The organism is Nonomuraea sp. NPDC004186 (assembly GCF_053603495.1).
Map to the genome: position 1 here is coordinate 100,765 of NZ_JBSGFQ010000012.1, position 26,141 is coordinate 126,905.

The 26,141-nt window shown below is 71.7% G+C and carries 24 protein-coding genes and 1 pseudogene; 14 read left to right on the forward strand and 11 right to left on the reverse strand.

The features are described 5' to 3' along the window. Positions 1-43: 43 nt before the first annotated feature. Together ACWEPL_RS12850 and ACWEPL_RS12855 are read left to right on the forward strand one after the other, a co-directional pair. A complete protein-coding gene (locus ACWEPL_RS12850; protein WP_350728728.1) occupies positions 44-1,231 on the forward strand; it encodes a trans-sulfuration enzyme family protein in 1,188 nt (395 codons plus the stop codon). 8 nt (positions 1,232-1,239) lie between these two features. Beyond that, complete coding sequence (locus tag ACWEPL_RS12855) at positions 1,240-2,223, forward strand: pyridoxal-phosphate dependent enzyme (RefSeq protein ID WP_452436166.1); 984 nt, start codon at positions 1,240-1,242, stop codon at positions 2,221-2,223. 320 nt (positions 2,224-2,543) lie between these two features. Here the strand turns inward: ACWEPL_RS12855 and panB are convergent, their stop codons facing one another. After that, positions 2,544-3,374, reverse strand: coding sequence for a 3-methyl-2-oxobutanoate hydroxymethyltransferase (panB, locus tag ACWEPL_RS12860; RefSeq protein WP_363963281.1), 831 nt, complete (start codon positions 3,372-3,374; stop codon positions 2,544-2,546). Positions 3,375-3,518: 144 nt separating this feature from the next. Here panB and ACWEPL_RS12865 point away from each other — a divergent pair, with 144 nt between their 5' ends. From ACWEPL_RS12865 to ACWEPL_RS12895, 7 genes are all read left to right on the forward strand, one after another. Then, complete coding sequence (locus ACWEPL_RS12865; RefSeq protein ID WP_452436167.1) at positions 3,519-4,769, forward strand: MFS transporter; 1,251 nt, start codon at positions 3,519-3,521, stop codon at positions 4,767-4,769. Positions 4,770-5,327: 558 nt separating this feature from the next. Continuing rightward, a complete protein-coding gene (locus ACWEPL_RS12870; RefSeq protein WP_363963285.1) occupies positions 5,328-6,893 on the forward strand; it encodes an MFS transporter in 1,566 nt (521 codons plus the stop codon). Between the two features lie 7 nt (positions 6,894-6,900). Further along, positions 6,901-7,503 (forward strand): TetR/AcrR family transcriptional regulator, encoded by a 603-nt coding sequence (locus ACWEPL_RS12875; protein ID WP_355206266.1) that lies wholly within the window; start codon positions 6,901-6,903, stop codon positions 7,501-7,503. Between the two features lie 534 nt (positions 7,504-8,037). After that, a complete protein-coding gene (locus ACWEPL_RS12880) occupies positions 8,038-9,837 on the forward strand; it encodes a right-handed parallel beta-helix repeat-containing protein (protein ID WP_452436168.1) in 1,800 nt (599 codons plus the stop codon). Next, the gene (locus tag ACWEPL_RS12885) at positions 9,834-10,223 is read left to right on the forward strand and encodes a hypothetical protein (RefSeq protein ID WP_452436169.1); all 390 of its coding nucleotides are present in this window, start codon (positions 9,834-9,836) and stop codon (positions 10,221-10,223) included. The genes ACWEPL_RS12880 and ACWEPL_RS12885 overlap by 4 nt, the downstream gene beginning before the upstream one ends. Beyond that, entirely contained in the window at positions 10,220-11,437 is a 1,218-nt protein-coding gene (locus ACWEPL_RS12890; RefSeq protein ID WP_452436170.1) for a hypothetical protein, read from the forward strand. Before ACWEPL_RS12885 ends, ACWEPL_RS12890 begins: the two co-directional genes overlap by 4 nt. A 95-nt stretch (positions 11,438-11,532) precedes the next feature. Next, the gene (locus ACWEPL_RS12895) at positions 11,533-12,498 is read left to right on the forward strand and encodes an ABC transporter ATP-binding protein (RefSeq protein WP_452436171.1); all 966 of its coding nucleotides are present in this window, start codon (positions 11,533-11,535) and stop codon (positions 12,496-12,498) included. Here the strand turns inward: ACWEPL_RS12895 and ACWEPL_RS12900 are convergent. Next, a pseudogene (locus ACWEPL_RS12900) lies at positions 12,474-13,082 on the reverse strand (PP2C family protein-serine/threonine phosphatase); the annotation flags it as partial. The gene ACWEPL_RS12895 and the pseudogene ACWEPL_RS12900 overlap by 25 nt on opposite strands. Positions 13,083-13,153: 71 nt before the next feature. On the opposite strand from ACWEPL_RS12900, the gene ACWEPL_RS12905 reads away from it, so the two are divergent. Then, positions 13,154-14,173: a sigma-70 family RNA polymerase sigma factor gene (locus ACWEPL_RS12905; RefSeq protein ID WP_452436172.1), complete on the forward strand. Its 1,020-nt coding sequence runs from the start codon at positions 13,154-13,156 to the stop codon at positions 14,171-14,173. Between the two features lie 63 nt (positions 14,174-14,236). Beyond that, positions 14,237-15,037, forward strand: a complete 801-nt coding sequence (locus ACWEPL_RS12910; protein WP_452436173.1) for a YybH family protein — start codon at positions 14,237-14,239, stop codon at positions 15,035-15,037. Here the strand turns inward: ACWEPL_RS12910 and ACWEPL_RS12915 are convergent. Next, positions 15,034-15,396, reverse strand: coding sequence for a MerR family transcriptional regulator (locus ACWEPL_RS12915; protein WP_350728754.1), 363 nt, complete (start codon positions 15,394-15,396; stop codon positions 15,034-15,036). The genes ACWEPL_RS12910 and ACWEPL_RS12915 overlap by 4 nt on opposite strands. 65 nt (positions 15,397-15,461) lie before the next feature. Between ACWEPL_RS12915 and ACWEPL_RS12920 the strand changes: the two genes are divergently transcribed. Next, positions 15,462-16,103 (forward strand): SDR family NAD(P)-dependent oxidoreductase, encoded by a 642-nt coding sequence (locus ACWEPL_RS12920; protein ID WP_452436174.1) that lies wholly within the window; start codon positions 15,462-15,464, stop codon positions 16,101-16,103. Between the two features lie 79 nt (positions 16,104-16,182). Here the strand turns inward: ACWEPL_RS12920 and ACWEPL_RS12925 are convergent, their stop codons facing one another. The 7 genes from ACWEPL_RS12925 to ACWEPL_RS12955 form a co-directional block, all read right to left on the reverse strand. Beyond that, the gene (locus ACWEPL_RS12925; protein ID WP_452436175.1) at positions 16,183-16,893 is read right to left on the reverse strand and encodes a GNAT family N-acetyltransferase; all 711 of its coding nucleotides are present in this window, start codon (positions 16,891-16,893) and stop codon (positions 16,183-16,185) included. Beyond that, a complete protein-coding gene (locus ACWEPL_RS12930; RefSeq protein ID WP_452436176.1) occupies positions 16,890-17,960 on the reverse strand; it encodes a hypothetical protein in 1,071 nt (356 codons plus the stop codon). The genes ACWEPL_RS12925 and ACWEPL_RS12930 overlap by 4 nt, the downstream gene beginning before the upstream one ends. Before the next feature lie 123 nt (positions 17,961-18,083). Then, a complete protein-coding gene (locus ACWEPL_RS12935; RefSeq protein WP_452436177.1) occupies positions 18,084-18,584 on the reverse strand; it encodes an SRPBCC family protein in 501 nt (166 codons plus the stop codon). Beyond that, the gene (locus ACWEPL_RS12940) at positions 18,581-18,946 is read right to left on the reverse strand and encodes a metalloregulator ArsR/SmtB family transcription factor (protein ID WP_452436178.1); all 366 of its coding nucleotides are present in this window, start codon (positions 18,944-18,946) and stop codon (positions 18,581-18,583) included. The genes ACWEPL_RS12935 and ACWEPL_RS12940 overlap by 4 nt, the downstream gene beginning before the upstream one ends. A gap of 21 nt (positions 18,947-18,967) precedes the next feature. Beyond that, complete coding sequence (locus tag ACWEPL_RS12945) at positions 18,968-20,338, reverse strand: acyltransferase family protein (RefSeq protein ID WP_452436179.1); 1,371 nt, start codon at positions 20,336-20,338, stop codon at positions 18,968-18,970. Next, the gene (locus tag ACWEPL_RS12950) at positions 20,331-21,038 is read right to left on the reverse strand and encodes an alpha/beta hydrolase (protein ID WP_363963313.1); all 708 of its coding nucleotides are present in this window, start codon (positions 21,036-21,038) and stop codon (positions 20,331-20,333) included. Before ACWEPL_RS12950 ends, ACWEPL_RS12945 begins: the two co-directional genes overlap by 8 nt. A gap of 262 nt (positions 21,039-21,300) precedes the next feature. Further along, on the reverse strand, positions 21,301-21,663 hold the full coding sequence (locus ACWEPL_RS12955) for a hypothetical protein (RefSeq protein ID WP_452436180.1): 363 nt from the start codon (positions 21,661-21,663) through the stop codon (positions 21,301-21,303). A 213-nt stretch (positions 21,664-21,876) separates the two neighbouring features. Between ACWEPL_RS12955 and ACWEPL_RS12960 the strand changes: the two genes are divergently transcribed. Together ACWEPL_RS12960 and ACWEPL_RS12965 are read left to right on the forward strand one after the other, a co-directional pair. After that, complete coding sequence (locus tag ACWEPL_RS12960) at positions 21,877-23,820, forward strand: histidine kinase (RefSeq protein WP_452436181.1); 1,944 nt, start codon at positions 21,877-21,879, stop codon at positions 23,818-23,820. Next, a complete protein-coding gene (locus ACWEPL_RS12965; RefSeq protein WP_350728770.1) occupies positions 23,817-24,479 on the forward strand; it encodes a response regulator transcription factor in 663 nt (220 codons plus the stop codon). Before ACWEPL_RS12960 ends, ACWEPL_RS12965 begins: the two co-directional genes overlap by 4 nt. 771 nt (positions 24,480-25,250) lie before the next feature. Here ACWEPL_RS12965 and ACWEPL_RS12970 read toward each other — a convergent pair. Then, positions 25,251-26,066 carry a pentapeptide repeat-containing protein gene (locus tag ACWEPL_RS12970; RefSeq protein ID WP_363963317.1) on the reverse strand — a complete coding sequence of 272 codons (816 nt, stop codon included), beginning with the start codon at positions 26,064-26,066 and terminating at the stop codon, positions 25,251-25,253. Between the last annotated feature and the right edge of the window lie 75 nt (positions 26,067-26,141).

The following is a 26,141-nucleotide window of genomic DNA, read 5'->3' on the forward strand; positions in this document are numbered from 1 at the left end:
ATTGGCTCTGATGTCGGACCGTTTCGCGGGCGATCCTTGACGCATGACCGATTCTCATCCCTCTGAGCTCCGCCCCGAGACGCGCACCGTTCACGTGCCACAGCCCGTCATCGAGGGCAGCCGGCCGATCACCGTGCCGATCTACCAGACCTCCGGATTCGTCTTCGACGATCCCGCCGTGATGGCCGACGCCATGGGGCGGGCCGACGGGCCGTTCGTGTACGGGCGCTACACCAACCCCACCGTCCGCTCCCTGGAGGAGGCCGTCTCCGGGCTGGAGGGCGGGGTGGGGGCCGTCGCCACGGGCTCGGGCATGGGCGCGATCAACACCGTCCTGCTCGGCCTGCTCAAGCCCGGCGACCACCTCATCGCGCAGAAGTCCCTGTACGGCGGGACCGCCGCCATGATCAACGACCTGGTGGGCAGGTTCGGGATCACGGTGACGTACGTGCCCGAGAACGACCCCGCCGCCCTGCGCGCCGCCGTCCGCCCGGAGACCCGGCTCGTCTACCTGGAGACGATCAGCAACCCGATGACGCTGGTCGCCGACCTGCCGGGGATGTGCGCGGCGGCCCGCGAGCTGGGGATCGTGTCCGTGGTGGACAACACGTTCGCCACGGCCCTGCTCTGCCGGCCCATCGAGCACGGGGCGGACATCGTCGTACACTCCACCACCAAGTACCTGTCCGGGCATACCGACGTGGTGGGCGGGCTCGCCGTCTTCGCCTCCACCGAGCTCTACGAGAAGGTCTGGCACTTCGCGATCGAACTGGGCGCCTCCGCCGACCCCTTCGCCGCCTGGCTGTCGCTGCGGGGGCTGCAGACCCTCGCCCTGCGCATGGAACGCCACTGCTCCAACGCCCGCCTCCTCGCCACCCGCCTGGCCTCCCACCCCGCCGTCACCGCCGTGCACTGGCCGGGCCTGGCCACGCATCCCTCCCACGAGCTGGCCGGGAAGCTGCTGTCCGACTTCGGCGGGGTGCTCTCGTTCGACCTCGCCGGCGGGCGGGCGGCGGGGGAGAGGTTCATGAGCTCCGTACGCCTCATGCTCCTCGCCCCGTCGCTGGGCGGTGTGGAGACGCTCGTCATGCATCCGGCGACGACGTCCCACCGCTCGCTCAGCGCCGGGGAGCTGGCCAGGCACGGGATCGGCGAGGGCACCGTACGCATCGCCGTGGGCATCGAGCACCCCGAGGACCTATGGGCCGACGTGGCGCAGGCGCTGGCATAGTGGCCTGTGTGGATTACTCGGATGTGCTGGCGGCGGCCAGTCGTATCGACGGGCTCGTGCTGCGTACGCCGGTGCTGGAGGTCTCGCCCGGCGTCTTCTTCAAGCTGGAGCTGCTGCAGCATTCGGGGTCGTTCAAGGTCCGCGGGGCCTTCAACCGGATGCTGTCGGCGGGCGAGCTGCCGCCCAGCGGGGTGATCGCCGCCAGCGGCGGCAACCACGGGCTGGCCGTCGCCTATGCGGCGCGGGTCCTGGGGGTGCGGGCGGAGATCTTCGTGCCCGAGGTGACGAGCCCGGTGAAGGTCGCCGGGCTCGAGGCGCTGGGGGCCCACATCACGCAGACCGGGGCCATCTACTCGGAGGCCGCCGAGGCCGCCGCCAAGCGGGCCGCGGAGACGGGGGCGTTGGCGGTGCACGCGTACGACCAGGCTGAGGTGGTGGCGGGGCAGGGGACCACGGGGCTGGAGATCATCGAGCAGACGGGTGGCGTGGACACGGTGGTGGTCGCCGTCGGCGGGGGCGGCTTCGCCGCCGGCATCACCCTCGGCACCTCCGGCTCTGCTGTGACGTCCGGCTCTGGTGTGGCGCCCGGCTCCGCTCCGGCCCGTGGCTCTGCTGTGACGCCCGGCTCCGGGCCGCGGATCATCGCGGTCGAGCCCGAGCGGATCCCGACCCTCCACGAGGCGCTGCGCGCGGGACACCCGGTGCCCGTCGAGGTGAGCGGGGTGGCCGCCGACGCGCTGGGCGCCACCAAGATCGGCACCATCGCGTTCGAGGTCCTGTCCTCACCTCGGGTGGAGAGCGTGCTGGTGACCGACGAGGCGATCGTGGAGGCCCGGCGTACCCTCTGGGCCCGTCACCGGGTGGCGGCCGAGCCCGCGGGCGCGACGGCGTACGCGGCACTGCTGTCGGGCGCGTACACGCCGGCTCCGGGGGAGCGGGTGGCCGTGGTGCTGTGCGGCTCCAACACCGACCCCGGCACCCTCACCCCCTGACCACCTCCCCCACCTCATGCCCAGCGTCGGGACGTGGCACTGCCCCGTGCCCAGCGCCGAAGGCGGCGTCGCCTGATCCCCGGCGACGAACGCGGCGCCGCCCTGTGCCCAGCGGACGGGCGCGGCGTCGCCTCACGCCGTGCCCTTCGACGCCGGGTCTGAGCCCCGTCGCCTGACGCGTGTGCCCCGCAGCGCGGATCTGGACCCACGGCCCAGAATCCGCGCGCTCGGAACAGCAGCCCAGTAGCGGTGGCGACTCAGTGGTCATCCCGTCGCAGGCGGCCGTACCGCCGAGTAGGGGGCGTGTCGTCGGGCCGCCGTCAGTTGTACGTGTGCTCAGCAGCCGGGAAGGCGCCCGCAGTCACGTCGGCGGCGAAGGCGCGGACGGCGCGATCCATCTCGGTGGCCAGGTCCGCGTAGCGCTTGACGAACCGGGCGGGACGCGGCGTGAGCCCCATCAGGTCCTGCCACACCAGAACCTGCGCGTCCGTCCCCGCGCCTGCGCCGATGCCGATGGTGGGGATCGTCAGCGATGCCGTCACCCGCTCCGCCAGATCCGCCGGCACGCATTCGAGCACCACCGAGAACGCCCCCGCCCGTTCCAGGTCCTTGGCGTCCGCCATGAGCTCGTCGCCCGATTGGCCGCGCCCCTGAACGCGGTAGCCGCCCAGGACGTTCACCGACTGCGGGGTCAGCCCGAGGTGGGCCATGACCGGGACACCGGCCGAGACCAGCGCCTCCACCTGCGGGACGACCCGGCGGCCGCCCTCCAGCTTGACGGCGTGTGCCCCGGCCTCCTTCATGAAGCGCGCGGCCGACTCCAGCGCCTGCTGAGGTGAGGACTGGTACGACCCGAACGGCAGATCCGCGACCACCAGCGCCCGGGACGAGCCGCGTACCACGGCCGCCGTCAGGGGCAGGAGGTCGTCGACCGTGACGGGCAGCGTGGAGTCGTACCCGTAGACGACCATGGCCGCCGAGTCGCCCACCAGCAGAACGGGGATGCCCGCGTCGTCGAAGACCCTGGCCGTCATCGCGTCGTAGGCGGTGACCATGGGCCACCGCTCTCCGCGCTCCTTGGCGGCGGTGAGGTCGCGAACGGTGACCCGGCGCCCGGAGACGCCCCCGTACAGCGTGGTTGAAGAGGACATGTGTGAACCCTCCAGAAACGTCTCGAGGCGCCCCAGTGGCGTCCCCGGACTCTTCCGATGATGGCACGCGCTGTCACGTGCCGAAAAACCTGTGGCGAAACTGTCGGTGCCACTTGCGAGAATCAGCGCGGAGGTTGAAACGACATGGCTCTCGCCCCTTACCGACGACTGGTCAAGATCCCGGGCGTTCCCGCGTTGCTGCTGATGGGGCTGCTGGCGCGGGTTCCGTCCACGGCCATGGGGATGACGCTCACCCTGCACGTGGCCATGGCGCTCGACCTGGGCTACGGCAAGGCGGGGCTGGTCACCATGGCCAACACCATCGGCATGGCGATCGGCTCGCCGTTGTCGGGGAGGTTCGTCGACAAGCACGGGTTACGTCCTGTGGTCATGGTCACGACCGTGGCGCAGGCGGTGTTCTGGGCGTGTGCGTGGGCACTGCCGTTCCCGGCCCTGATCGGGACGGCGGCGGTGGCGGGGCTGCTGGCGTTGCCGGTGTTCAGCGTGACCAGGCAGTGCCTGGCCGCCATGGTGCCGGTCTCCCAGCGGCGCAGCGCGTTCGCGCTCGACTCCATGCTGGTCGAGCTGGCGTACATGGCCGGTCCCGCTCTCGCGGTGGCCGGGCTGACGACGCTGGACAGCAGGGTGACGATGACGATCATCGGAGTCGCCACGGCGGCGGCGGGCCTGGGCATGTTCATGCTCAATCCGCCCACCCGATCGCCCGACGAGCTCGAGGCGCAGTCGATCAAGGTGTCCAGGCGGCAGTGGCTGACGCCCGGGTTCGTGGCGTTGCTCGGGACGGCGGCGGCGGCCACGTTCGTGCTCACGGCCACGGAGCTGTCCCTGATCGCGACCATGAACAACGCCGGCCAGACCCAGTGGGTCGGCCTCGCCGTCGCCATCTGGTGCGTTTACTCCCTGATCGGCGGCTTCGTGTACGGCGGGCTGTCACGTGGCTTCTCACCCTTGGTGCTCATCGCCTCCATGGGCCTGCTCACGATCCCGGTCAGCCTGGTGAGCAGCTGGCAATGGCTGGTCGTGATGCTCCTCCCGGCAGGCCTCCTCTGCGCGCCGGCACTGTCGGCCACGGTCGACGTGCTCTCCCGGTGGGTGCCCGCAGCGGCGCGAGGCGAGGCGATGGGCTTCCACGGCACGGCCCTGCTGATCGGCGGAGCAAGCTCGGCCCCCATCGCGGGCGCCGTGATCGACGCAAGCGGGCCGACGTGGGCGTTCGTGCTCGCGGGCCTGGTGGGAGTGGCCATGGTGCTCGCCGCCGCCCCCTTCTGGCCCCGCCGCCCCGCCGACCCCCTCCCAACCTCCACCCAGACCCCGTCGGCCTCGCCCCTTTCGGCCCTCACCGAGCCCACTCCAGCACCAGCCAAGGCCCCTTGAGCCGGTGACCAGCAGGGCCCCGGCGATCGGCGGCTTCTTAAGCCGACGGCCGGTGGTCCTCCGACCGGGGCGTGGCGGCGCGGGGGACGGGCGATCGTCGGCGGCTCGCGCGGCGACCTGAGAACACGAAGGCCAGTTGCTTCACGCGCCCGCTGGCACCGAGTCGGGTACGCCATCGCGTCGGACGACAGCAGCCCGGGGCCGCGCGGTGGTGTGGGGGATGGGTGCGTGGTGATGCGGCCGTAGTGCTCCGGCGGTCACAGCCGGCGCCCGCGGGAGCACTACGGCCGCGGGCGCCGGCTGTCGCCGCAGCCGAGGTCTTGGGCGCGCTTCCTTGCCGGCGGCAGGAGCGAGGACAGCCGGAGATGGCCGGAGAGAGCGGGAGACAGCTGGGCGGGGATGATCCCGAAGCGGCGGCCGACCGCGGTCAGCACCTCGGCTCGCGAGCGTTGGCGAGAGTTAACCCAGGGTTTACGAAACGGGACCGTTGCGTATCGGAATAGCTTGCGATACGGTGTCGTTGCGAAACTCGTACGTATCGAAATTGGGGGGCTCTTCGTGAGAGACGTAGTAGTGGACCCGAACGCGGGCCATCCACGCCGATGGGGGATCCTCGGCGTGCTGGTGTTCAGCCTGCTGGCCGTCGTGCTGGACAACACCATCCTCAACGTGGCGATGAAGACCATCGCCGACAAGACGGTCGGCTTGGGGGCGACGCAGAGCGAGCTGGAATGGGCGATCAACTCCTACACGCTGGTGTTCGCCGGGTTGCTGTTCACGTTCGGGGTGATCGGCGACCGAACAGGGCGCAAGCGGATGTTGTTCATCGGCATGGCGCTGTTCGGCCTGGCCTCGCTCGCCAGCGCCTACTCGCAGGATCCGATGCAGTTGATCCTGGCGAGGGCGGCGATGGGCATCGGCGGGGCGGCGATCATGCCGGCCACCCTGGCGATCATCTCCAACGTCTTCCCGCCCGGTGAGCGGGGCAAGGCGATCGGCGTGTGGGCCGGTGGTGTGGGTCTCGCGGTGGCGATCGGGCCGATCACGGGTGGTCTGCTGATCCAGCACTTCTGGTGGGGCTCGGTCTTCCTGATCAACGTGCCGATCGTGATCATCGCCATGATCCTCATCGCGACCCTCGTACCGGAGTCGCGTGACCCGAAGCCGTCCAGGCTGGACCCGGTCGGTGTGCTGCTGTCGATCATCGGGTTGGTGGCCGTGGTGTACGGCATCATCCGCGGCGGCGGCCTCGGCACCGTCTTCAGCGCGGAGGTCCTGGTGCCGACGCTGTTCGGGCTGGTGGTGCTCGGTGCGTTCGTGTGGTGGGAGCGGCGCATCGACCACCCCATCTTCGACGTCCGCAACTTCGGCAACGTCCGCTTCAGCTCGGCCATCGGCATGATGGGCATCGTCTTCTTCGCGATGATGGGCGGGATGTTCTTCCTGACCTTCTACCTGCAGACCGTGCTGGGCTTCTCGCCGGTGCAGGCGGGGGCGCTGATGATCCCGTTCGCCGCCGCGCAGCTCATCTTCGCGCCGCTCAGCCAGCGGGTGAACGAGCGGTTCGGCGCCAAGCTGTCGGCCACCGTGAGCATGATCGTGGTGACGGCGGCCCTGGCCAGCTACGCGCTCATGGACCAGGACACGTCGATCGTGCTGATCGAGGTCATCTTCTTCGTCCAGGGCGCCGCGATGGCGAACATCATGCCGCCCGCGACCACCGCCATCATGGAGTCGCTGCCCAGGGAGAAGGCCGGCGTCGGCTCGGCCATGAGCAACACCGTCCGCCAGGTCGCCGGCGCGCTCGGCGTGGCCGTGCTCGGCTCGGTGCTGTCGTCCAACTACCGCGGCGAGATCACGCCCTCGCTGGCCGGCCTGCCCGCCGACGTCCAGCACACCGCGGGCGAGTCGATCGTGCAGACGATGGGCGTCGCCCAGGCGCTCGGTGAGAGGGGCCAGGCGCTGATCAAGCCCGCGTTCGCCGCGTTCGTCGACGGCATGCACGTGACGGCGCTGGTGTCGGCGGTGATCGCGCTGGTAGGCGTCGCGGTGGTGGCGAAGTGGATGCCGGGCAAGACGCGCCCGGTCTCGCAGGCGGAACAGAAAGAACCAGCTGTAGTGTGAGGCAGCGATGACGATCCAGGAATCAGGGACTGCCCGTCCGGCGGGGCGTCCGCGTAGCGAGAAGGCCGAGAAGGCGATCATCGAGGCCACCCTCGATCTGATCGGCGAGGGCATGGGCGTCTCCGATCTGTCCATCGAGGCCATCGCGTCGAGGGCGGGTGTCGGCAAGACGACGATCTATCGGCGCTGGTCCAACAAGGAGGACCTGGTCGTCGACGCCCTCGCCACGCTCAAGGCCCCGGTGCCGTCGCTCACCGGTACGTCGGTGCGTGACGACCTGATCTCCCTGCTCGACGCGATGCGCAGCGAGTCGGGTGTGGCCCGCAACCGCTGCGTGATGAAGATCGCCATGAGCGAGGCCGATCGGTATCCGCAGTTGATGGACCGGTTCATGAAGCGGGCCATCGAGCCCCGGAGGCAGGCGATGCGCGCGGTGATCGAGCGTGGCATCGCCAACGGCGAGCTCCGCGCCGACCTGGACGTCTCGATGGGCATGGCCGTTCTCACCGGCACCATGCTCTGGTTCACCAAGTGGGGTCCGGCCGGTGATCTCGACGTGGATCTCGCCGAACGCGTCGTGGACGTGGCGCTGGCGGGAATGGCCCCCTGACGGCAGACGGCGGCCACCTGCGCATGTCCCGGGCCTGTGCCGTGTCCTTCGGATGATGGCGCGAGTGCCGTTTTCGGAGGCATGGGACCTCGGGGTGATGACTCCCGGCGGGGGCGTGTTAGCGCCGCCCCCGCCGGGCTTTGCCTTATGTGGGTTTGTGGCAACGGGGGTCCGTAGGTGATCGTTCTGGCCTAGGCAGAACGTGAGCATTGTTCTAATCTCGCGGCCATGCCCCCCATGCGAAAAATCGCGCCAATCGTCGTGCTCACGTCAGGTCTGCTGTTATCCGGCGGCACCGCTTTCGCCCATGAGGAGCGTCCGGTGACGCTGCCTGATGGTACGGGGACGGTGCCGGTGCTGCGGCCCGGGGAGCCGGATCTGCTGGTGTGCAAGACGGATAAAGCCGACTTCGAGCGTCGAATCGCGAAATTTCCGGATGAGCTCAAAGCCCGCAACCTCGACCTTTTCGCGAAATGTCAGCAAAAAGGGGTTAGGCACCTCCAAGAAGCCGTCGACCAGGTCGACCGCCCCGGAATGACGATCGCCATTCTCCCCGGACTCTACCGCGAGGAACCCAGCCAGCCCGCCCCCACCGGCGCCTGCGCCCAGCTCCCCGCCCGATGGTCCACGTGGGGCTACCAGATCCTCTCCTTCGAACAGCAGCGTCAGTGCCCCCACAACCAGAACCTCGTCGCCATCCTCGGCAAGAGGGACCTGCAGATCGAGGGCACCGGAGCCGATCCGCTCGACGTCGTGATCGACGCGGAGTACCGCAAGCTCAACGCCGTCCGCGCCGACCGTACCAATGGCATCTACTTCCGGAACTTCACCGCCCAGCGCACCACGTTCAACTCCCTGTACGTGCTCGAAACCGACGGTTTCGTCATCGACCGCGTCCTCACCCGCTGGAACGACGAGTACGGCTTCCTCACCTTCGCCAGCGACCACGGCCTGTACACCGACTGCGAGGCGTACGGGAACGGCGACGGCGGCCTCTACCCGGGCAGCGCCTCCAACCTCAACGACGGCCGCGGCCACGACGTCCCCAGGTACGCCATCGAGATCCGCCGCTGCAGGAGCCACGACAACGCGCTCGGCTACTCGGGCACCGCGGGCGACTCGATGTGGGTGCACGACAACGAGTTCTACGACAACATGGTCGGCGCCACGATGGACAGCCTCTGGCCCTCGCACCCCGGGCTGCCGCAGAACCACGCCAAGTTCGAGAACAACAAGATCTACGACAACAACCGCGACTACTACCGCTACACCCGCGACGGCACCTGCGCCAAACCCCCGGCCGAACGCGGCTACGAGCGGGGCGTGGTGTGCTCGCAGGTGGGCGTGCCCGCGGGGACGGGCATCCTGGTCGCGGGCGGCAACTACAACGTCTTCAGGAACAACCGCGTCTGGGGCCATCGGCGGGCGGCCTTCCACCTGTTCGGGGTGCCCGCGTTCATCAGGGGCGAGAACGACCTGGCCAAGCAGGCCGACACCTCCGACTACAACCGCTACGAGGGCAACGTGTTCGGCGTGAGCCCGACGGGCGAGCGGCGGCCCAACGGGCTGGACGTGTGGTGGGACGGTCAGGGCACCGGCAACTGCTGGCAGGGGGACACGGGCGCGTCGTCGCCCGCCGTCCTGCCGGTCTGCGCCGCCACGGCGCCCGCGCTGTCTGGCGGCGCGAACCGCCTGCTGGCCGAGCCCGTGAAGCTGATCAAGCTGTACCTGTGCGCGGACTTCAGCGCCTCGCAGGCCCGCCTGCCGGCCGGCTGCGACTGGTTCGGCGCCTCGGGGCTCGGCAAGGTGGAGACGCAGCTCGCCCTCGGCGGCTCGGCGGTGCTCGGGCTACTGCTGGGGCTGTTCTGGTGGCGTTCGCGGCGCGGCGCGCGGCGGCACGGCGGCGACGGCCGGTCGGGGAACGGCGTGGCGCCCGCGGTGACGGCGATCGTCCGGCGCCGGCATCGGCTGGTCGTGGCCGGGAGCGTCGCCGGGGCCGCCGGGCTCGTGCTCGACGTGGTGGCGGCGGCCGTGGACAGCACGTCGCAGGCCGGGGCCGCGCTGCTGCTCATGGGGGCGTGGTGGCTCTGCCTGGGTGCGGCCCTGCGGGGCAGGCGGCCGGCGTTCGGCCTGCTCACGATCGTGGTGGGGCTGCTGGCCTGCGCCGACGCCTTCGACCGGCTGGTGTACCTGATCCCCGTCGTCCCGCTGGGGCCGGGGTGGATCCGAGGGCTGCTGACCGGGCTCTGGGTGCTCTGCGCGGTCGTGGTGCTGGCGCCGCGGCGCAGGGGCACCGCGCGGGAGACGCCCGCCGAGGCCGAGGTGAGCGCGTGAGCGGATCCGTCCGCATGGCCGGGTGCGTGCTGGCGGGCTGGCTTGTCACGGCGTGCGGGCCGCTGTCGGAGACCCACCACAATCCGGGCAACAGCCACGAGGTGGCCACGGCCGCGCCGAGCGGGCAGGCGGACGCCGTGATCACCGTCGCCCGCGGCCAGGTGAGCCCGCCGCCGGGCTGGCTGGAGGTGGCCAAGGGGCGGCAGGTCAGCATCACGGTGACCAGCGACGTCGCCGACGAGCTGCACGTTCACGGCTACGACATCGAGGCCGAGCTGCGGCCGGGGGTGCCCGCGACCGTGCGCTTCACGGCCGGCCTGACCGGGGTGTTCGAGGTGGAGACCCACAGGAGCAAGCTGGTCCTCACGCAACTGGCGGTCCGGTGACGGCGGGGATCCTCGCGCACGGGATCGGTACCCGCGGCGACCTGCCGATCCCGCTCTTCTACGCCTACGCGGGCGCCTTCGCGGCGCTCGTCGTCTCGTTCCTGGCGCTCGGGCTGCTCTGGGCCGACTCCCGCTTCCGCGGCGACCGGGCGGGCCTGGTGATCCCGTTGCGACTGCCGGACCGCCCGGCGCGCGTGCTGACCCTTGTCCTCGCCGTCTACACGATCGGCCGGCTCGTGGCGGGTCCCGCGGACGGGAACGCGGGGCCGTACCTGGTGTATGTGCTCTTCTGGGTGGGTCTGGTCCCGGCGTCGCTGCTGTTCGGCCCGGTGTGGCGGGCGCTGAGCCCGTTCCGGCTGCTGCCCGACCGGCCCCGGCGCCCGCTCCCGCGCGGGCTCGGCTACTGGCCCGCCGCCGCGGGCCTGCTCGCGTTCACCTGGACGGAGCTGGTCGCCCCCGAGCCCGCGGCCCCGCTCACGTTGCTGACCTTCTGCGCCCTGTACGCGTCCACCCAGCTCGCGGGCACCCTGGTCTACGGCCACGCCTGGCTGGAACGCGGCGACCCGTTCGAGGTGTACTCGACCCTCATCGGCCACCTGTCACCCCTCGGCAGAAAGGCGAACGGCGACCGCGTCCTGCGCAGCCCCTTCGACGGCCTCGACGCCATCCAGCCCGCCCCCGGCCTGGTCGCCACCGTCTGCGTCCTGCTCGGCGGCACCGCGTACGACGGCTTCTCCGGCACCCCCGCCTGGGTGAACGCCCTCCAGTCAGGCCCGCTCGGCCGCACCGGGCTCGGCACGCTCGGCCTGCTGGTCGCCGTCGCGGGGGTGGCCCTCCTGTACGCCGCCTGCCTCGGCGCGGCCGGACTGATCGGCCGCACCAGGGGGCTGACCGCCCGCTTCGCCCACTCGCTGGTGCCGATCGCCACCGGTTATCTCATCGCCCACTACTTCTCCCTCCTGGTCATCGAGGGCCGGCACGGCCTCCTCCTGGCGCTCGGCGTGGCCTCCCAGCCCGACCCGAACGCCGTCGAACCCGCCACGATCGCCGTCGTCCAGGTGCTGGCCATCGTGGTCGGCCACGTGGTGGGGGTGGTGGCCGCCCACGACCGCTCCGTCCGCCTCCTGCCGCCCGGCCGCGCGGTCGCGGGCCAGATCCCGCTGTTCGTCCTCATGGTCTGCTACACGATCGGCGGTCTGGCGCTGCTGCTGTGAGCGGAACGGGCCCGACTTCCGGCGGAGATCCGGGGTCTCGGGGTTCAGCCTCTGGTCGGTCGTCCGCCGAAGGGCCCTCTTCTAGCGTCGAAGGCATGATCGAGGTACGGGAGCTCACCAAGCGGTACGGCGGCGTCACCGCCGTACGCGATCTGTCCTTCACGGTACGGCCCGGCCAGGTGACCGGGTTCCTCGGCCCCAACGGCGCGGGCAAGTCCACCACCATGCGCGTCATCCTGGGGCTGCACCGGCCCAGCGCCGGGGCCGCGACCGTCAACGGCCGGCCCTACGCCGTACACCCCGACCCGCTCCGGCAGGTCGGCGCGCTGATGGAGGTCACGCCGGCGCCCGGGGGCCGCACGGCGTACCAGCACCTGCTGGCCCTGGCCCGCACGCACGGGATCGCGCCCGCCCGGGTGGTGGAAGTGCTCGAGCTGGCGGGGCTGTCCTCGGCGGCGGGGCGGCGGGTGGGCGGGTTCTCGCTGGGCATGCGGCGGCGGCTCGGGGTCGCGGCGGCGCTGCTCGGGGACCCGTCGGTGGTGATCATGGACGAGCCGGTCAACGGGCTCGACCCCGACGGGGTGCTGTGGGTGCGCACCCTGCTGCGGTCGCTGGCCGACGAGGGGCGCACCGTGCTGGTGTCCAGCCACCTGATGAGCGAGATGGCGCTGACGGCGCGGCAACTCGTGATCATCGGCCGGGGGCGGCTGCTGGCGGAGACCTCCGTGGCCGACCTGATCGAGCGGGCCGGGACGGACGCGGTGCTGGTCCGCTGCCCGCGCGCCGCGGAGTTGCTGCAGATCGTGGTGCTGGCGTACGAGACGGGGAATCGTCCGGCGCGGCTACGGCGGAGTGACCTGATCGGAGCACGCGTCTACGCCGTGACCGCGAGGAGCACCGCGGTGACGTTGTCGTGGCCTCCCGCGTCCAGCGCCCGCCCGACCAGCGCCCGCGCGTCCACTAGCAGCTCGCCTTGGGGACGCAGGGAGTCCAGGTCGGGCAGGTGCCGCCACAGGCCGTCGGTGCACAGCAGCAGGCGGCCCGGCCCCGGGGGACGGTAGCTGCGGATACGCGGGTCGGGGTCGCCGGCGTCGGCGCCCAGCCAGGCGGAGAGCGCTTCGTGCGCGCCCGTGTCGTCCTCGGTCAGCGCCATCCCGGCACCCTCGTCCGGCAGCCAGTACGCGCGGCTGTCGCCGATCCAGCAGGCCCAGATCCCGCCCTGGCCGGCGATGCCCGCGACGTACGTGCAGGCGGGCGCGGCGTGCGCCGACTCGGCCAGGGCGGCGACCGCCCGGCCCGCGCGGGTCGCGGCGTCGGCGAGCGCGGTTTCCGGCAGCGCGCCCGTCCGCAGTCGCGCCGCCAGGGTGGACGCGCCCGTGTCGGCCGCGATGCGGGCGGCGCGCTCGGAGCGGGGCGACATGGACACGCCATCGCACACCACACCGATCGTCCACGCGCCGTCCCCGGCCAGCGCCATCGCGTCGGCGTTGACGCCGCGCCGCAGCCCGCGGTCGCTGACCCCCGCCCCGCCGCCGGTCGTGATCTCCAGGTGTGAGCGGAAGGCCGGTTGGGCCTGGCCGCAGTCCCAGCAGTGGCCGTCCGGGGTCACGGTGCCTCCGCCACAGAGGGCGCAGTGTGTCGTCATCTCCCCTCAATCGTGGCAGAGCGCGGCGATCCGGGCGCGGTAGCTTGGGCGCACCGGGAGGGGGACAGGCGATGGCGGGCGAGGCGGCGGCGGCGGGTGAGGCGGCGGTGGGCGAGGCGACGGCGGCGGAGTTGCTGGCCGCGGCGCGGGGTGGGGACGACCTGGCGTTCGGGCGGCTGGTCGGGCCGCTGCGGGACGAGCTGCGGGCCCACTGCTACCGGATGCTGGGGTCCGTCCACGACGCCGAGGACGCCGTGCAGGACACGCTGGACCGGGCGTGGCGGAACCTGGCGCGGTTCGAGGACCGCGGGTCGATCAGACCGTGGTTGTACAGGATCGCGACGAACAGGGCGCTGACGATCATCGAAAGCCGGGGCCGCCGAGAGCTCCCCGCCGACCTCGACCCGGCCGGTGGCGAGGTGGCGTGGCTGGAGCCGTACCCGGACAGTCTGATGGCCTGGACGGCGGGACTCGGGCCCGAGGCGCGGGCGGTGGCCAGGGAGAGCGTGGAGCTGGCGTTCGTGGCGGCGCTGCAGCACCTGTCGGCCGTGCAGCGGGCCGTGCTGCTGCTGCGCGACGTCCTCGGGTACGCCGCCCGCGAGGTCGCCGACCTGCTGGACACCACGGTCGCGGCGGTCAACAGCGCTCTCCAACGGGCCAGGAAGAACCTCGCCGAGCTGCTTCCCCCGAGCACCCAGCGGCAGACCCTCGGCGAGCTGGGCGAGGCGGGGAGCCGGGAGCTGGCCCGCAGGTACGCGGCCGCCTGGGAGGCCGGGGACGTGGACGCCATCGTGGCCATGCTGGCCGAGGACGCGAAGTACTCGATGCCGCCGCTGGCGGCCTGGTTCGAGGGGCGCGACGGCATCCGCGGGTTCCTGCTCGGCGGGCCGCTCAAGGAGCGCTGGCGGATGCTGCCCGCGCGGGCCAACGGGCAGCTGGCGTTCGGCACGTACATGTGGGACGAGAGGCGGGCGGCCTACCTCCCGGCCGGGCTGGACCTGCTGGTGGTGCGGGGCGGTCAGGTGGCGGAGGTGGTGTCGTTCCTGGAGGCCGATTTCGCCGGTTTCGGTCTTCCCGAGGAAGTGCGATGAGTTTCGGGATCCGCCCGGGTTGTACGTCCGGAACGAAGGTATCGACCCGGAAGGACCCCACCCATGTCCACGAACGAAGACCAGATCCGCGACCTCGTCCTGCGCTGGGCCGAGGCGGTGCACCGCGGCGACCTGGAGACGGTCCTCGCGGACCACGCGGCGGACATCGTGATGTTCGACGTGCCGGAGGACGTTCGCGGCATCGAGGCGTACGAGAAGGCCTGGCCGCCGTTCTTCGAGTGGCAGGCGCAAGGGGCGGCGTTCGAGATCGAGTCGCTGGACGTCGTCGCCGGTGACGGCGTCGCCTTCGCGTACGCGCTGCTGCGGTGCGGCATGCCCGCCGACGACCGGCGGCTGCGGCTGACGCTCGGCCTGCGCGAGGAGGGCAGCCGGTGGGTCGTCGCGCACGAGCACCACTCGTTCCCGATCGCCGACGACGGGGCGGCCGTGCGGGAGGTGCGCGGGGTGCACGAGCGGTGGTACGCGGGCACCGCGGCCAAGGACCTGGACGGCATGATGGCCGCCATCGCCGACGACGTCGTGTCGTACGAGCACGACGTGCCGCTCGAGTACGTGGGCGTCGAAGCGGTGCGGGAGGTCTGCGCGCGCGGCCTCGACGAGGGCCCCGACGTCCGCTTCGACATGCCGGAGCTGAGGGTCATGGCCCGGGAGGACCTCGCGGTCGCGTGGGGGCTGAACCGGGTGCGCGTCGGCGGGGGCGGTGAGACGTGGTCGCGGGGGACGCGGGTGTTCGAGCGGCGTGACGGCTCCTGGGTGATGATCCACCAGCACGTCTCCTACCCGTACGACCCGGCCACGGGCGAGGCGCGAACCGACCTGCGCCCCGGCCCTGCCCGGCACTAGGCGGGCGGCAGGACGGTGGCGAGCATGGTGTCGAGGGCACGCTGGGACGTCTGCAGCCGCTCGATCGTCCCGGCGATGCGCTCGCGCTCTTTCCGCAGGTTGTTCACCATGCCCGGGCACGCCGTCGGCACCATCGCGTCGCCGTCGTCGTGGACGCAGGGGAGCAGGAGGGCGATGACGGTCGTCGGGAGTCCGGCGGCGAGCATCGTACGGATGTGGCGCACCGACGCCACGTCCGGCTCGCCGTACTCGCGGTAGCCGTTGGGCAGCCGTACCGGCCGCAGCAGCCCCTGCTCCTCGTAGTAGCGCAGCAGCCGCCTGCTCACCCCGGTGCGGCGGGCCAGCTCTCCGATCTTCATATGCTCCTTGACCTTCACATCGATGTGACGCCTTAGCTTCCGATCACAACAACGGAAAGGAGCCGATGATGCCTGGAGTTGTGATCATCGGAGCGGGGCCGGGGATCGGCCGGTCCGTCGCCCGCCGGTTCGCGCGGGAGGGGCTGCCGGTCGTGCTCGTCTCGCGTACCGGCACGACGCTCGACCTGGACGGGGTGCTCACGTACAAGGCCGACAGCGCCGACGAGGACCAGCTGAGGGCGGCCCTCGACGCGGCCGCCGCCGAGCTGGGCACGCCGGACGCCGTGGTCTACAACGCCGCGATCATCCGGCCGGACGCGCCGGGCGAGGCGAGCGTGCGGGCCCAGCTGGACGCCTGGGCCGTGAACGTGGTGGGGGCGCTCGTCGCGGCCGCGCACGTGGCGCCCGCGATGGCCCGGCGCGGCAGCGGGTCGTTCCTCATCACCGGGGGGATGCCCGAGCCCAAGGCCCGGTACGTCAGCCTCTCGCTCGGCAAGGCGGGCGTGCGGACGCTGGCGGCGCTGCTCGATCAGGAGTACGGGCCCTCGGGGGTGCACGTGGCCAGCGTCACCGTGGCCGGACCGGTCGCGCCCGGCACGGCCTTCGACCCCGACGACATCGCCGAGCACTACTGGCGCCTGCACAGCCAGCCTCGGGAACGGTGGGAACGGGAAGTCCTCCACGACGGCACGGCATCACGTCCGTGAGGCTGTCGAGCCGCAGGAGCCGGCGACGGCACGGCATCAGGCTGCCGAGCTGCGGGGTGTGAGTTTCCAGAGCAGGGCATCACGTCGGTGAGGCGGTCGAGTCGCGGGGTGTGAGTTTCCAGAGCCGGCCGATCGCGTCGAGCCCGAGCCGTCCGGCCACCCGCTGGGAGGAGTGGTTGTCGGCACTGGTGCTGTAGAACAGGCGGATGCCCGGCAGCAGGCCGGCCCACGCGGCAGTGGTCGCCGCCGCGTACCCGCGGCCCCGGAAGGCGGGCGAGGTCCAGGTGCCCGCCTCGGCCCCCTCGGGGGTCAGCCGGGCGCTGTGGCAGATCGCGGCCACCTGTCCGTCCTCGACGATCATCGCCCAGGGCGCGCCCGCGCCGCCGGCGAGGAGCTCGTCCCACTCCGCGGGCTCCCATTCCGCGGGGCGCAGCGGTCTCAGGCGTGCGGCGTGCGACGGGTCGTCCGACCTGATGACCTCGGCGGGCGCCTCGAACCTGAGCGGCGGCCGTACCAGATAGCACGGCCCTCCGGACACCGCCCGCCCGCCGCCCAGCAGGGCGTCACACCGCGCCAGGACGTCAGGCGGGTGGCCGGGGGACGACGGGACGCCTTGGGAGACGAGGTCGAGAAGCTGCGTGGCGACCGGGTCGGGCACGTCGGCGCGGACCGCGGCGGTCATGCCGTCGGCCGCCACGCCGATCACCAGCTCCTCAGGCCCCGGCAGGCGGCCTCGGTCGTCGAGGTGCCAGATGACGCCGAGTTCGACGCGGAGCAGGTCGACGCTCATGAGTCCACCAGTGTGAACGCGGCGCTGGCCGCCACCCGGCCGTTGACGATCACGTCGAGCTCCCGGGTGCCCGGCGGCTCGTCGCGGGTGGTGACCGGGCGGAAGGAATGGCTCTTGCGCACGGTGAACGTCGTGCCCGGCCCCTCCGCCTCCCGCCGGCCCAGGTGGAACACCCGGCGCGAGCCCGCCCGCCGGATCGCGTACTTGAGCAGCACAGGACCCGGCGCGCCCGCCGTGACCGTGACGGCGAAGGCCAGCCTCCCGCCGACGGCCACCGTGTCGGAATCGAGGGCCAGCAGGTCGACCCCGCCGCTGCCCGGGGTGGCGCCCATCAGCGCCAGCGCCTCGGGATGGCCGGAGCGCAGCAGCCCGCGTACGGCGTGCCGCAGCACCTTCTCCACGTGCGAGCCGCCGTCGGAACGCCACCGGGCCAGCAGCTCCAGCGCCACCTCCGGATGGTCCTTGGCCAGATCGTTGACGTGGTTGGCGACCGAGCGGCGGACGTATTCGCTCGGGTCGTCGCGCAGCCGGTCGAGCAGGGGCAGGGTCGGCCCCGGCGCCATCAGCCAGCGCACCCGGGCGCCCCACGGCAGCCGCGGGCGCGACCCCTCGGAGGCCAGGCGGCGCAGATGTTCGTCGGGGGACTCCGCCCAGCCGTACATGATCTTGAGCGCGTCGTCGCGGTAACGCTCCAGGTAGGGCCGTACGGCGAACTCGCCCGTCGCGTACGGCGTGAGCACGGCCAGCGTGCCCATCCCTGCCTCCAGGTGATCGAGCCCCTGGACGGCCGTGTGATCGGTGGCCGGCCAGCCACTCCACATGTCCAGCGCGACCCGCGAGGCGCACTCGCGCACGACCTCGGCGGCCTGCGGGTAGGGCAGCGGCAGCGCGTCGTGCAGGGCCGCGGCGACATGCCGGACGCGGTCCTTGAGCTCGAATCCGTCCAGCCTTGTCAGGGCGCGCGCGGTGAAAGCGGCCCGTGGGAACGGCGACCAGGCGGCGGCCAGCCCGTCGGCCAGCACGGATATGGACCCGGCGTTGATCATGTCCTTGAGCGGTTGAGGCACGCGCCCACTGTGCCAGCCGCCACCGACAATCCGTCAGCTTTGCCGGAAGACAGTGCCTCAGCCTTTGCGGGAGGCAATCCCCCAGCCCAGCAGGGACAGTCCTCAGCCCTGCCGGGACAGCTCTCAGTCCTGCTGGGACAACCCGAGGAAGTAGGGCCGCATCGAGGGATAGTAGTCGTCGAAGTCCGGCGTGGGGGAGCCGTCGCGGGAGGCCACGAGCATGTCGAGGTAGTACTCCCAGCCGGGGCCGACCTCGCCGATCGCGTCCTCGGTGTCGAGATGGTGGACGAACCGCAGCTCCGTCGTGCCGTCGCGCTCCTCCAGCAGCAGCTCGACCCGCCAGGCCCCGAACTCGTCCAGCGCGGACAGGGCCAGCCGCCTCGGCGGTTCGCATGCCTCGATGCGCATTTCGGACCAGGGGGCCTGCTCCTCGTACACCAGCCGCACCTTGATCGTCTGGCCGGGCGCGCCGTGACCCTCCCACGGGCCGAACCAGCGGGCGGTGCGGTCGGGTTCGGTGATGCTGGCCCACACGTCCTCGGCGGGCGCGCGGAACGTCCGGCTGAGAACAAGGTCGCTCCCCTCGCTCGTCCCGAACAACCGGCCGGTGGGGATGCGGTTCATGCTGATTCTTCCTCTCTGCTGCTCTTGCTCCCGGTGGTCGGGCGGCGCTCGCGGCGGGTCCGGTAGACCTCGGTCTCCAGCGCGTCCAGGCGGTGCTCCCACCCGGAGGGCCGGCCGAACTGGGCGAGCCAGGTGATGAGCTCGTCGAACTGCTCGGGTTCGAGCGCGTAGAAGCGCTGCCTGCCGATCAGCTCCGCGCGAACCAGCCCGCTCTCCCTGAGCACCCGCAGGTGCCTGCTCACGGCGGGCCGGCTGATGGCGAACCGCTCGGCGACGTCCCCAGCGGACAGTCGCCCGTCCCTGAGCATCTCCAAAATCTGCCGCCGCACCGGGTCCGCGATCGCCCCTGCCACCTCGTCCACGATGAAAGCGTAACCTACTGGTTACGCGTTCGCCAAGCTCGTCTTCCTGGACGGCGCCCGCTCGCGAGCGTGGAACGCGACCCAGCACACCGCCAGCGCCAGCCCGAACACCGGCACCCAGCCCAGCCGGGCCAGCACCCACTCCGGCCCGTCGGGCACCGTGTGCAGGCCGGGGAGGGCTTCGCCCGCGAGCAGCCCGAGCGCGGTGACCAGGATCATCGCGCTCTGGTGCCACAGGAAGATCGTCATCGCGGACAGGTTCACCAGTGCCACCGCCGCCCACACGACCGGCCGCCGCAGCGCCCGGCGCAGCGGGCCGAGCAGGAGCAGGGCCGCCCCGCACTGGGCCAGACCGAAGGAGACGGCCGCGAGCGTGGGCGGGTCGAGGTTGGAGACGGCGGCGCCGGGCACCCCGACCATGGCCGCCGGATACCCCGCCCCGACCACCAGCCCCACCGCTCCCACCGCCCCGCCGACCGACAACACCCACCCGGCGGTACGACTCCGCAGCGCTCCGCGTGCCCAGGCCGCCCCCAGGCAGTACGGCACCAGCCACCCGGCCACGACGTTCACGGAGCCGAGCGACTCGCTCAGTCCGTGGGACGCCGGCCACCCGGCGAGCACGCTGACGGCGTCGGCCCACGAGGACCCGCCCACGCCGTACCGGACCAGATCGATCATCGCGACGGTCACCAGCGGCCACATCGGGTGTAACCGGGCCACCAGGGGAGTCGCCGTCGTCAGCACCGCGAACACCACCAGGAACCACATCGGCGACAGCACCAGCTTGACCAGCCTGGTCACGGTCACGGTGTCGGCTCCTGCGGCCAGCATCCCGGCCACCGTCACGCTCCAGACCGCCAGCACGACGCCGACCGGCCGGAACAGCCGCGCCAGCCGGGCGCCCAGCCACTGCCGGTACGTCCCGGCCGCCGCGCCCCGGCTCCTCGCCGCCGCGTACCCGCCCACGAGGAAGAACACCGCCAGCGTCTGGAACAGCCAGGTCGCGGGGGCCAGCTGCGGCATGTACCGCAGCGGGCTGGCCACCCGTATCGCGCCGCTGTCGGGCACCAGCGCCGTCACCAGCCAGTGCCCGAGCACGACACCACCGATGGCCACCGCCCGGAGAGCGTCGATGGCGCGGTCACGATCGGGCGGGGTGTCACGCTCGACCCGCCGCACGAGGTCACGCAACGGCGCGAGTACGCGGCGCCGCCCGGTCGCGGCGGCGCGGCCGAACCGCGATGCGAGGTTGCGCACCGGCTCGCCAGCGCAACGCTGCTCGGGCGAGCCGCCGTGGACAGCCCGCCGCCCGAGGTCACGAGAGGGCGCGAGGGCCCGGCGCCGCCCGGGCCGGACGACAGTCGCGTCCGTGTTAGCGGGGTCACGCATGACGGCCCACCTCGCGGACGGCCTGGCCGGTGACGATCCTGGCGATGTTCTCCAATGCCGGCGAACCGGACCTGAGATAGTCGCTGTGCCCACCGCCGCCCGCCGCGAAGACATGGGCACCGAACCTCGGGGACACCGGATCGGTGCCGAACCCGGCAGTGAGGAAGGGCAGACGGAGCCGTACGTTCGGGATGCGCGCGACCCAGTCCCCGCCGCCCCGGCCGGCCCAGACGGTGGCCCTCGTCCGCAGGGCGGCGACGTCGGGCGCGATCACGCCGGGGCTCCCGTACAGGACGATGTTGCCGACATCCAGCCCGGGCGCGGCCCGCGCGCACACCACGGAACCGTACGAGTGACACAGCAGCGAGATCGCGGCGGCAGGCTTGGCGGCGGCGAGCTCCCGTACGAACGCCCGCAGCCCTGGGACGGCCCCATCGGCCCAGCCGGCCGACATCGCGGCCAGACTGACGGTGCTCGGGGTCCGGTACCCGAGCCATGCGATGACGGCGGCCCGCTCCCCGAGCGCCTCCCGCAGCCGCATGGCTCCGCCGCGAAGGAGTCCGTACTTGTCGAGATTGGTGTCGGAGCCGGGCACCAGGACGGCGATCCTGCCGGCCGTTGCCAGATCGCCAAATACCTCGACGGCCCGGCCGCCATCACGCCCGTCGAAGGCCAGGAACCGGCGGGACGCATCCGCCATGTCCCGCAACATCGCAGCCCGCCACAGATGCCCGTACCGGACCGCCATCCGCTCAGCCGCCCGGATGTCCTCCCTGCTCGCGGCATACCGCCGCGCAAGGGCAGCGGGAGCGGCGCTCCGGAGCGGCCCGAGATGATCGGGTACGGGCGCCGCCACGGCCCCCGGCCACGCCGCCCCCGAAACCGGCACGCCCACGGCGACGGCGACAAACGCACCAACCAGAAAACGCCACCGACTCCGTCCCCGAAGCGCTCCCCACTCCCTAGCCCTCAGCCACCTCCTCCCACACCCCCACGCAATCCGGGCGCACCACGCCGCCGGCTTCGCGTTGAACGGTGTTTGCCCGTCCGACCAGCTTGTCGGCCTCGCGCACCACGCTGCTCGCCACGTGTTCGGCGGCGCCGTCCTCGCCAACCGGGCGTACCACGCTGCTGGCTTCGCGCTGGTCGGTGTTTGCCTGGCCGACCAGCTTGTCGGCCTCGCGTTCCACGCTGCTCGCCTCGCGTTCGGCGGTGGCATCCCTCTCGGCCAGGTGCGCCACGTCGCTGGCTTCGCGTTGGACGGTGTCTGCCTGACCGACCAGCCCGTCGGCCTCGAGCACCACCACGTCCGCCTGGCTGACCACCGTGGCGGCTTTGCTTGTGTCGCCCGGCCGGCTCGGGTCGCCGTCCCGCGACGTGGGACTTCTTCATTGACTTCGATCACCCAGGCGACGCTGCCGCACCCGACATCCCCGCCACATCGAACCCACGACCGCATTCCAACGACCCAGGGTGGACCCAAGATGTACGACCGTGGTCCGATGCCCCGCCCAACATCACGCAGCTACCATCGGCCCATGCAGGTCACCCCACCCCTCCCGCTCCTGAGGCGGGTGCCGTCCGGCCTCTGGACGGCACTGGCCTGGTGTGCGGGCCTGGCGCTCACGTTCCTGATGCGCGTCAGGCTGCCAGGGGAGGCGGAGCCCACCTACAGCCCCGGTGCGTTGCTCTACCGCTGGGACGGCCTGTCGTTCCTGATCGTGGCCACCGCGCTGGTCGTGGCGGGCAGCATCCTGCTGGACCGCCGCCCACTCCCGGCCCTGACCCTGCTGCTGGCCGCCTCCGCCGTGGCGTGCATGCCCCTGGGCGTAGCAGAGATCCCTTCGGCCCAGTTCCTGGCAGTCGACGCCGCCCTTTATTTCATCGCGGCCACCGCCCCACGCCGTACGAGCATCACCGCCATCATCATGGCGCTCATCACGCTGGCGGGCTATCTAGGGACGCGGCTGCTCTTCGGCTGGGTCGTCGGGACCTCGGCGGAGCTCGCCGTGGCCATGACGGCCGTCATCGCCTGGCTGGTCGGCCGCTCGGTGCACCAGGCCCATGACCACGCCGAGAGCCTGCGGATCCAGGCCACCGCCCAAGCCATCACCAGCGAACGCCTCCGGATCGCCCGCGAGCTCCACGACATGGTCGCGCACAGCATCGGCATCATCGCCCTGCAAGCGGGTGCCGCCCGGCGAGTGATCGACACTCAGCCCGTACGCGCCCGCGAAGCGCTGGGCGAGATCGAGACGGTCGGCCGCGAGACACTGTCCGGCCTACGCCGGATGCTGGGCGCCCTCCGCCACCCCGAGCCACCCCACCCACGAGAAACGACACCCACCACTCACCCTAATCCAGCCCAGCCATCGCAAAGCGAGTCCTCCGCCCGCTCCGCACCGGTCGACCAGCAACCCGGCACGCTTCCCATTCCAGCCCAGCCATCGCAGAGCGAGCTGTCCGGCCACTCCATGCCGGTCAACCAGCAACCTGGCGCGCTGCCCGATCGGCCCGCACCGACCGAGCAGCGACCGGACGCGTCGTCCAACCGCTCCGCGCCGGTAGAAGCAGGCCCCGCACCTTCGACAGCGCCGCTCGGCTCGGGCCTTGCGCCGCTCGACTCGGGCCTTGCCCCGGCTGGGCTGGCTGACCTGGAGCGGCTTGCCGCGACGACGACGGCCGCCGGTGTTCAGGTCCAGGTGCGCTGGCGGGGTGTACGGCGTTCGCTCCCTCCGGAGATCGACATGTCCGCCTACCGCATCGTCCAGGAGGCCGTCACCAACGTCACCCGCCACGCGGAGCACCCCTCGTGCCAGGTGACCATCGACTTCGGTGATGAGGAGCTGGCCATCGAGGTCATCGACCCCGCACCCAGCCCCCACCCCAGCCTTCCCCCGAACCCTAGTCTGGCTCTTTCCTCGGGCACCATCCCGGCCCTTCCCTCGGGTCCCAGTCTGGTTCTTTCCTCGGACCGTAGTCCGGCTCCTTCCTCGGACTCCGGTTCGGATCTTTCCGCGGGCTCGAGTTCAGGTCTTTCTTCGGGCCGCAGTCTGGCCTTGGCCTCGGACTCTGGTGCGGGCGTTTCCTTGGGCCGTAGTCCGGGTCCTTCCTTGGACCCCGGTTCGGGTTCTTCCCCGGACCCCAGCCGGGGCGTTGCCGCAGCTCCTGCTCTCGATCTCAACCCCGCCGTCGACCCCACTTCCCCCTTCGGTTCCAGTTCCGACGCCAGCCTCAGTCGGGGCTCCGGGCCTGGGTTCGGTGCTGTCACTGCCCATAGCTCCGGCTCTGGTGCTGGGCGTGGTTTTGGGTTTGGGGGTGGCCGAGGGCCAGGTCGGGGGCGTAAAGCGGGGGTTGGGTATGGTCTGGTCGGGATGCGTGAACGAGTGGCTCTGTTGCATGGCGTCTTATCTGCCGGGCCACGTCAGGAAGGCGGGTTTCGGGTGGTGGCACGCTTGCCCGCACCGGCGCGGGTGCGATGAACGTCCGTGTCCTGCTGGCCGACGACCAGCCGCTCATTCGGACCGCCCTGCAGATGGTCATCACCGACGCGCCGGATCTCGAGCTCGTCGGCGAGGCGGGAACGGGCACGGAGGCGGTTCGCCAGACCGAGGAACTGCGGCCCGATGTCGTGGTGATGGACATCCGCATGCCTGGCATGGACGGCATCGAGGCCACCCGTTTGATCACGGCCGGCCCCACCGATGCCCGCGTCATCGTCCTGACGACGTTCGACGAGGACGATTACGTGTACGGGGCGTTGCGGTCCGGGGCGTCGGGGTTTCTCGTCAAGGACATGGCGCTTGATGACATTCTTGCGGCGATTCGCGTGGTCGCTGCGGGAGATGCCCTGATCGCGCCTAGTGTCACCCGTCGGCTGATCGAGGAGTTCGCTGCTCGCCCTCAGCCCGGTCCTCGCCATCGATCCCTCGACGGCATCACCGATCGGGAACGCGAGGTGCTGACCCTCATCGCCCGTGGGCTGTCCAACACGGAGATCGCCACCGACCTGGTTCTGAGCGTTGCCACGATCAAGGCGTACGTGACGAGGCTGCTGACCAAGCTGCACGCCCGTGATCGCGTTCAGCTCGTCATCATCGCCTACGAGGCGGGCCTGGTGTCAGCGTCCCGCGACGGATAGGTCGCTTTGCGACGACGAGCCCCTCGCCGGGTGACGTAGTTTCCGGCAGGCGTCTGGCGAGAGGCTTTCCCTCGCGTGGGGGAGGTCTGTCGGAGGGGGTCGGTTGGATCTGCCGGGAGAGGTCCGCTGGAGGGGGTCGTCGGGGGTGGTCGGCCCAGAGGGGCGCTGGAGGGTGGTCGGCCGAGAGGGGCGCTGGAGGGTGGTCGGGCTGGGGGCTGCTGGAGCGATGGGCAGGGGCATCGGACTGTTAAGGCCGGACCGGACACTTGCGGGCGGGAGGGACTCCGGGCGGGAGGAACCCCGGACCCCGCATCCCCGGACCCCGCATCCCCGGACGCCGGAGGACGGGCCACGGGCTGCGGGCCACGGGCTGCGGGCCACGGGCCCAGGACCGCGGAGCACGGGCCCGGACCCCCAGACCCCCGGACCACGGGCCACGGTCCACGGTCCACGGGTCCACGGGTCCACGGGTCCACGGGTCCCGGACCATGGATCCCCGGGACGACGGACCGCAGACCGCGGACCCTGGGTCCCGGACCCCGGGTTTCAGGACCGCGGAGCACGGAGCACGGGTCCCGGATCGCGGGTTGCGGAGCACGGAGCACGGACCGCGGAGGACGGACCGCGGAGGACGGACCGCGGAGGACGGGTCCCGGGCCGCGGACCTCGGGCACGAGCCGTGTCGTCCGGGTGCGGCGTGAGCGAGGGGGACCAGAATACTTGACACCGTTCGGAGTGTTCGGTGAGCGATGTGCGACTCAGGCTCAGCCCTCAGGACGGTAGGCCGAGTGCGCCTTCCAGGTGGGCCTTGCGGAAGGTTGTGCCGTCCAGTTGGGCGCCGGTGAAGTCGGCCTGGCGGAGGTCGGCGCCGGTGAAGTCGGCTGTCCGGAGGTCGGCGCCGGTGAAGCGGGCTTGAGCAAGGGCGGCGTTCTTGAAGTGGGCCGTACGGAGGTCGGCGTTGGTGAAGCGGGCCTGGGACAGGGTGGCGTCCGTGAAGTCGATGCCGCGCAGGTCCGTGCCCGACAGGTCGGTGGTGCGGAGGGTGACGCCGTCGGCGGCCACGGGGCCGGTGGAGACGGGGCCGCGGTCGGACTTGCGGTCGCGGCGGCCGAGCACGGTCAGGGCGGCCTCGACGGTCAGGTGGGGGCGGGGGGTCGCCTGGCCGCGGGCCCGGTCCTGCAGGTACGCGGCGATGCTCAGGGTCACCTTCCAGGCGAAGGGCGGCGCCTCGTGGGAGATGTCCTCCAGCTCGTAGAGGCCCTGGACCCGGGCGCTGGAGTCGCTGGACCTGAGGTCCTTCAGCGCCTGGTCGTAGCGCGCCTGAAACTGCTTCTGGGTCTCGAGCGAGACGGTCTGGGAGCTGAAGTAGAACGTGCCGACCAGGCCGGCCAGGGAGAGCGCGGCGGTGACGAGGGAGCCGACCTGCATGAGCATCGTCCGGGTGGCGGTCACCGCCTCGGCCCGCTGGTCCGGCGCAAGCGCTTTGACGTCCGCGGTCATCCGGCGGGTGACGGGGCCGAGCAGCGCCCCGACGGCCACGGCCGAGCCGGCGACCACCACCCCGAGCACGATCATCAGAAATGTCATGGTGCGCCTCTTCCGCTGATAAGGCCCGGCGTCCGAAGGATCGGCCGGGCCATATTAGCGGCGAGGTAATGGCTA

Bases quoted from the DNA above. Each gene is read 5' to 3' on its own strand.
- ACWEPL_RS12880 (WP_452436168.1), top strand. From the start codon at position 8,038: ATGACGATCGCCATTCTCCCCGGACTCTACCGCGAGGAACCCAGCCAG.
- ACWEPL_RS12875 (WP_355206266.1), top strand. From the start codon at position 6,901: ATGACGATCCAGGAATCAGGGACTGCCCGTCCGGCGGGGCGTCCGCGT.
- ACWEPL_RS12865 (WP_452436167.1), top strand. From the start codon at position 3,519: ATGGCTCTCGCCCCTTACCGACGACTGGTCAAGATCCCGGGCGTTCCC.
- ACWEPL_RS12945 (WP_452436179.1), bottom strand. From the start codon at position 20,338: ATGCGTGACCCCGCTAACACGGACGCGACTGTCGTCCGGCCCGGGCGG.
- ACWEPL_RS12850 (WP_350728728.1), top strand. From the start codon at position 44: ATGACCGATTCTCATCCCTCTGAGCTCCGCCCCGAGACGCGCACCGTT.
- ACWEPL_RS12920 (WP_452436174.1), top strand. From the start codon at position 15,462: ATGATGCCTGGAGTTGTGATCATCGGAGCGGGGCCGGGGATCGGCCGG.
- ACWEPL_RS12950 (WP_363963313.1), bottom strand. From the start codon at position 21,038: ATGGCGGATGCGTCCCGCCGGTTCCTGGCCTTCGACGGGCGTGATGGC.
- panB (WP_363963281.1), bottom strand. From the start codon at position 3,374: ATGTCCTCTTCAACCACGCTGTACGGGGGCGTCTCCGGGCGCCGGGTC.
- ACWEPL_RS12960 (WP_452436181.1), top strand. From the start codon at position 21,877: ATGCAGGTCACCCCACCCCTCCCGCTCCTGAGGCGGGTGCCGTCCGGC.
- ACWEPL_RS12935 (WP_452436177.1), bottom strand. From the start codon at position 18,584: ATGAACCGCATCCCCACCGGCCGGTTGTTCGGGACGAGCGAGGGGAGC.
- ACWEPL_RS12970 (WP_363963317.1), bottom strand. From the start codon at position 26,066: ATGACATTTCTGATGATCGTGCTCGGGGTGGTGGTCGCCGGCTCGGCC.
- ACWEPL_RS12895 (WP_452436171.1), top strand. From the start codon at position 11,533: ATGATCGAGGTACGGGAGCTCACCAAGCGGTACGGCGGCGTCACCGCC.
- ACWEPL_RS12965 (WP_350728770.1), top strand. From the start codon at position 23,817: ATGAACGTCCGTGTCCTGCTGGCCGACGACCAGCCGCTCATTCGGACC.
- ACWEPL_RS12915 (WP_350728754.1), bottom strand. From the start codon at position 15,396: ATGAAGATCGGAGAGCTGGCCCGCCGCACCGGGGTGAGCAGGCGGCTG.
- ACWEPL_RS12925 (WP_452436175.1), bottom strand. From the start codon at position 16,893: ATGAGCGTCGACCTGCTCCGCGTCGAACTCGGCGTCATCTGGCACCTC.
- ACWEPL_RS12905 (WP_452436172.1), top strand. From the start codon at position 13,154: ATGGCGGGCGAGGCGGCGGCGGCGGGTGAGGCGGCGGTGGGCGAGGCG.
- ACWEPL_RS12910 (WP_452436173.1), top strand. From the start codon at position 14,237: ATGTCCACGAACGAAGACCAGATCCGCGACCTCGTCCTGCGCTGGGCC.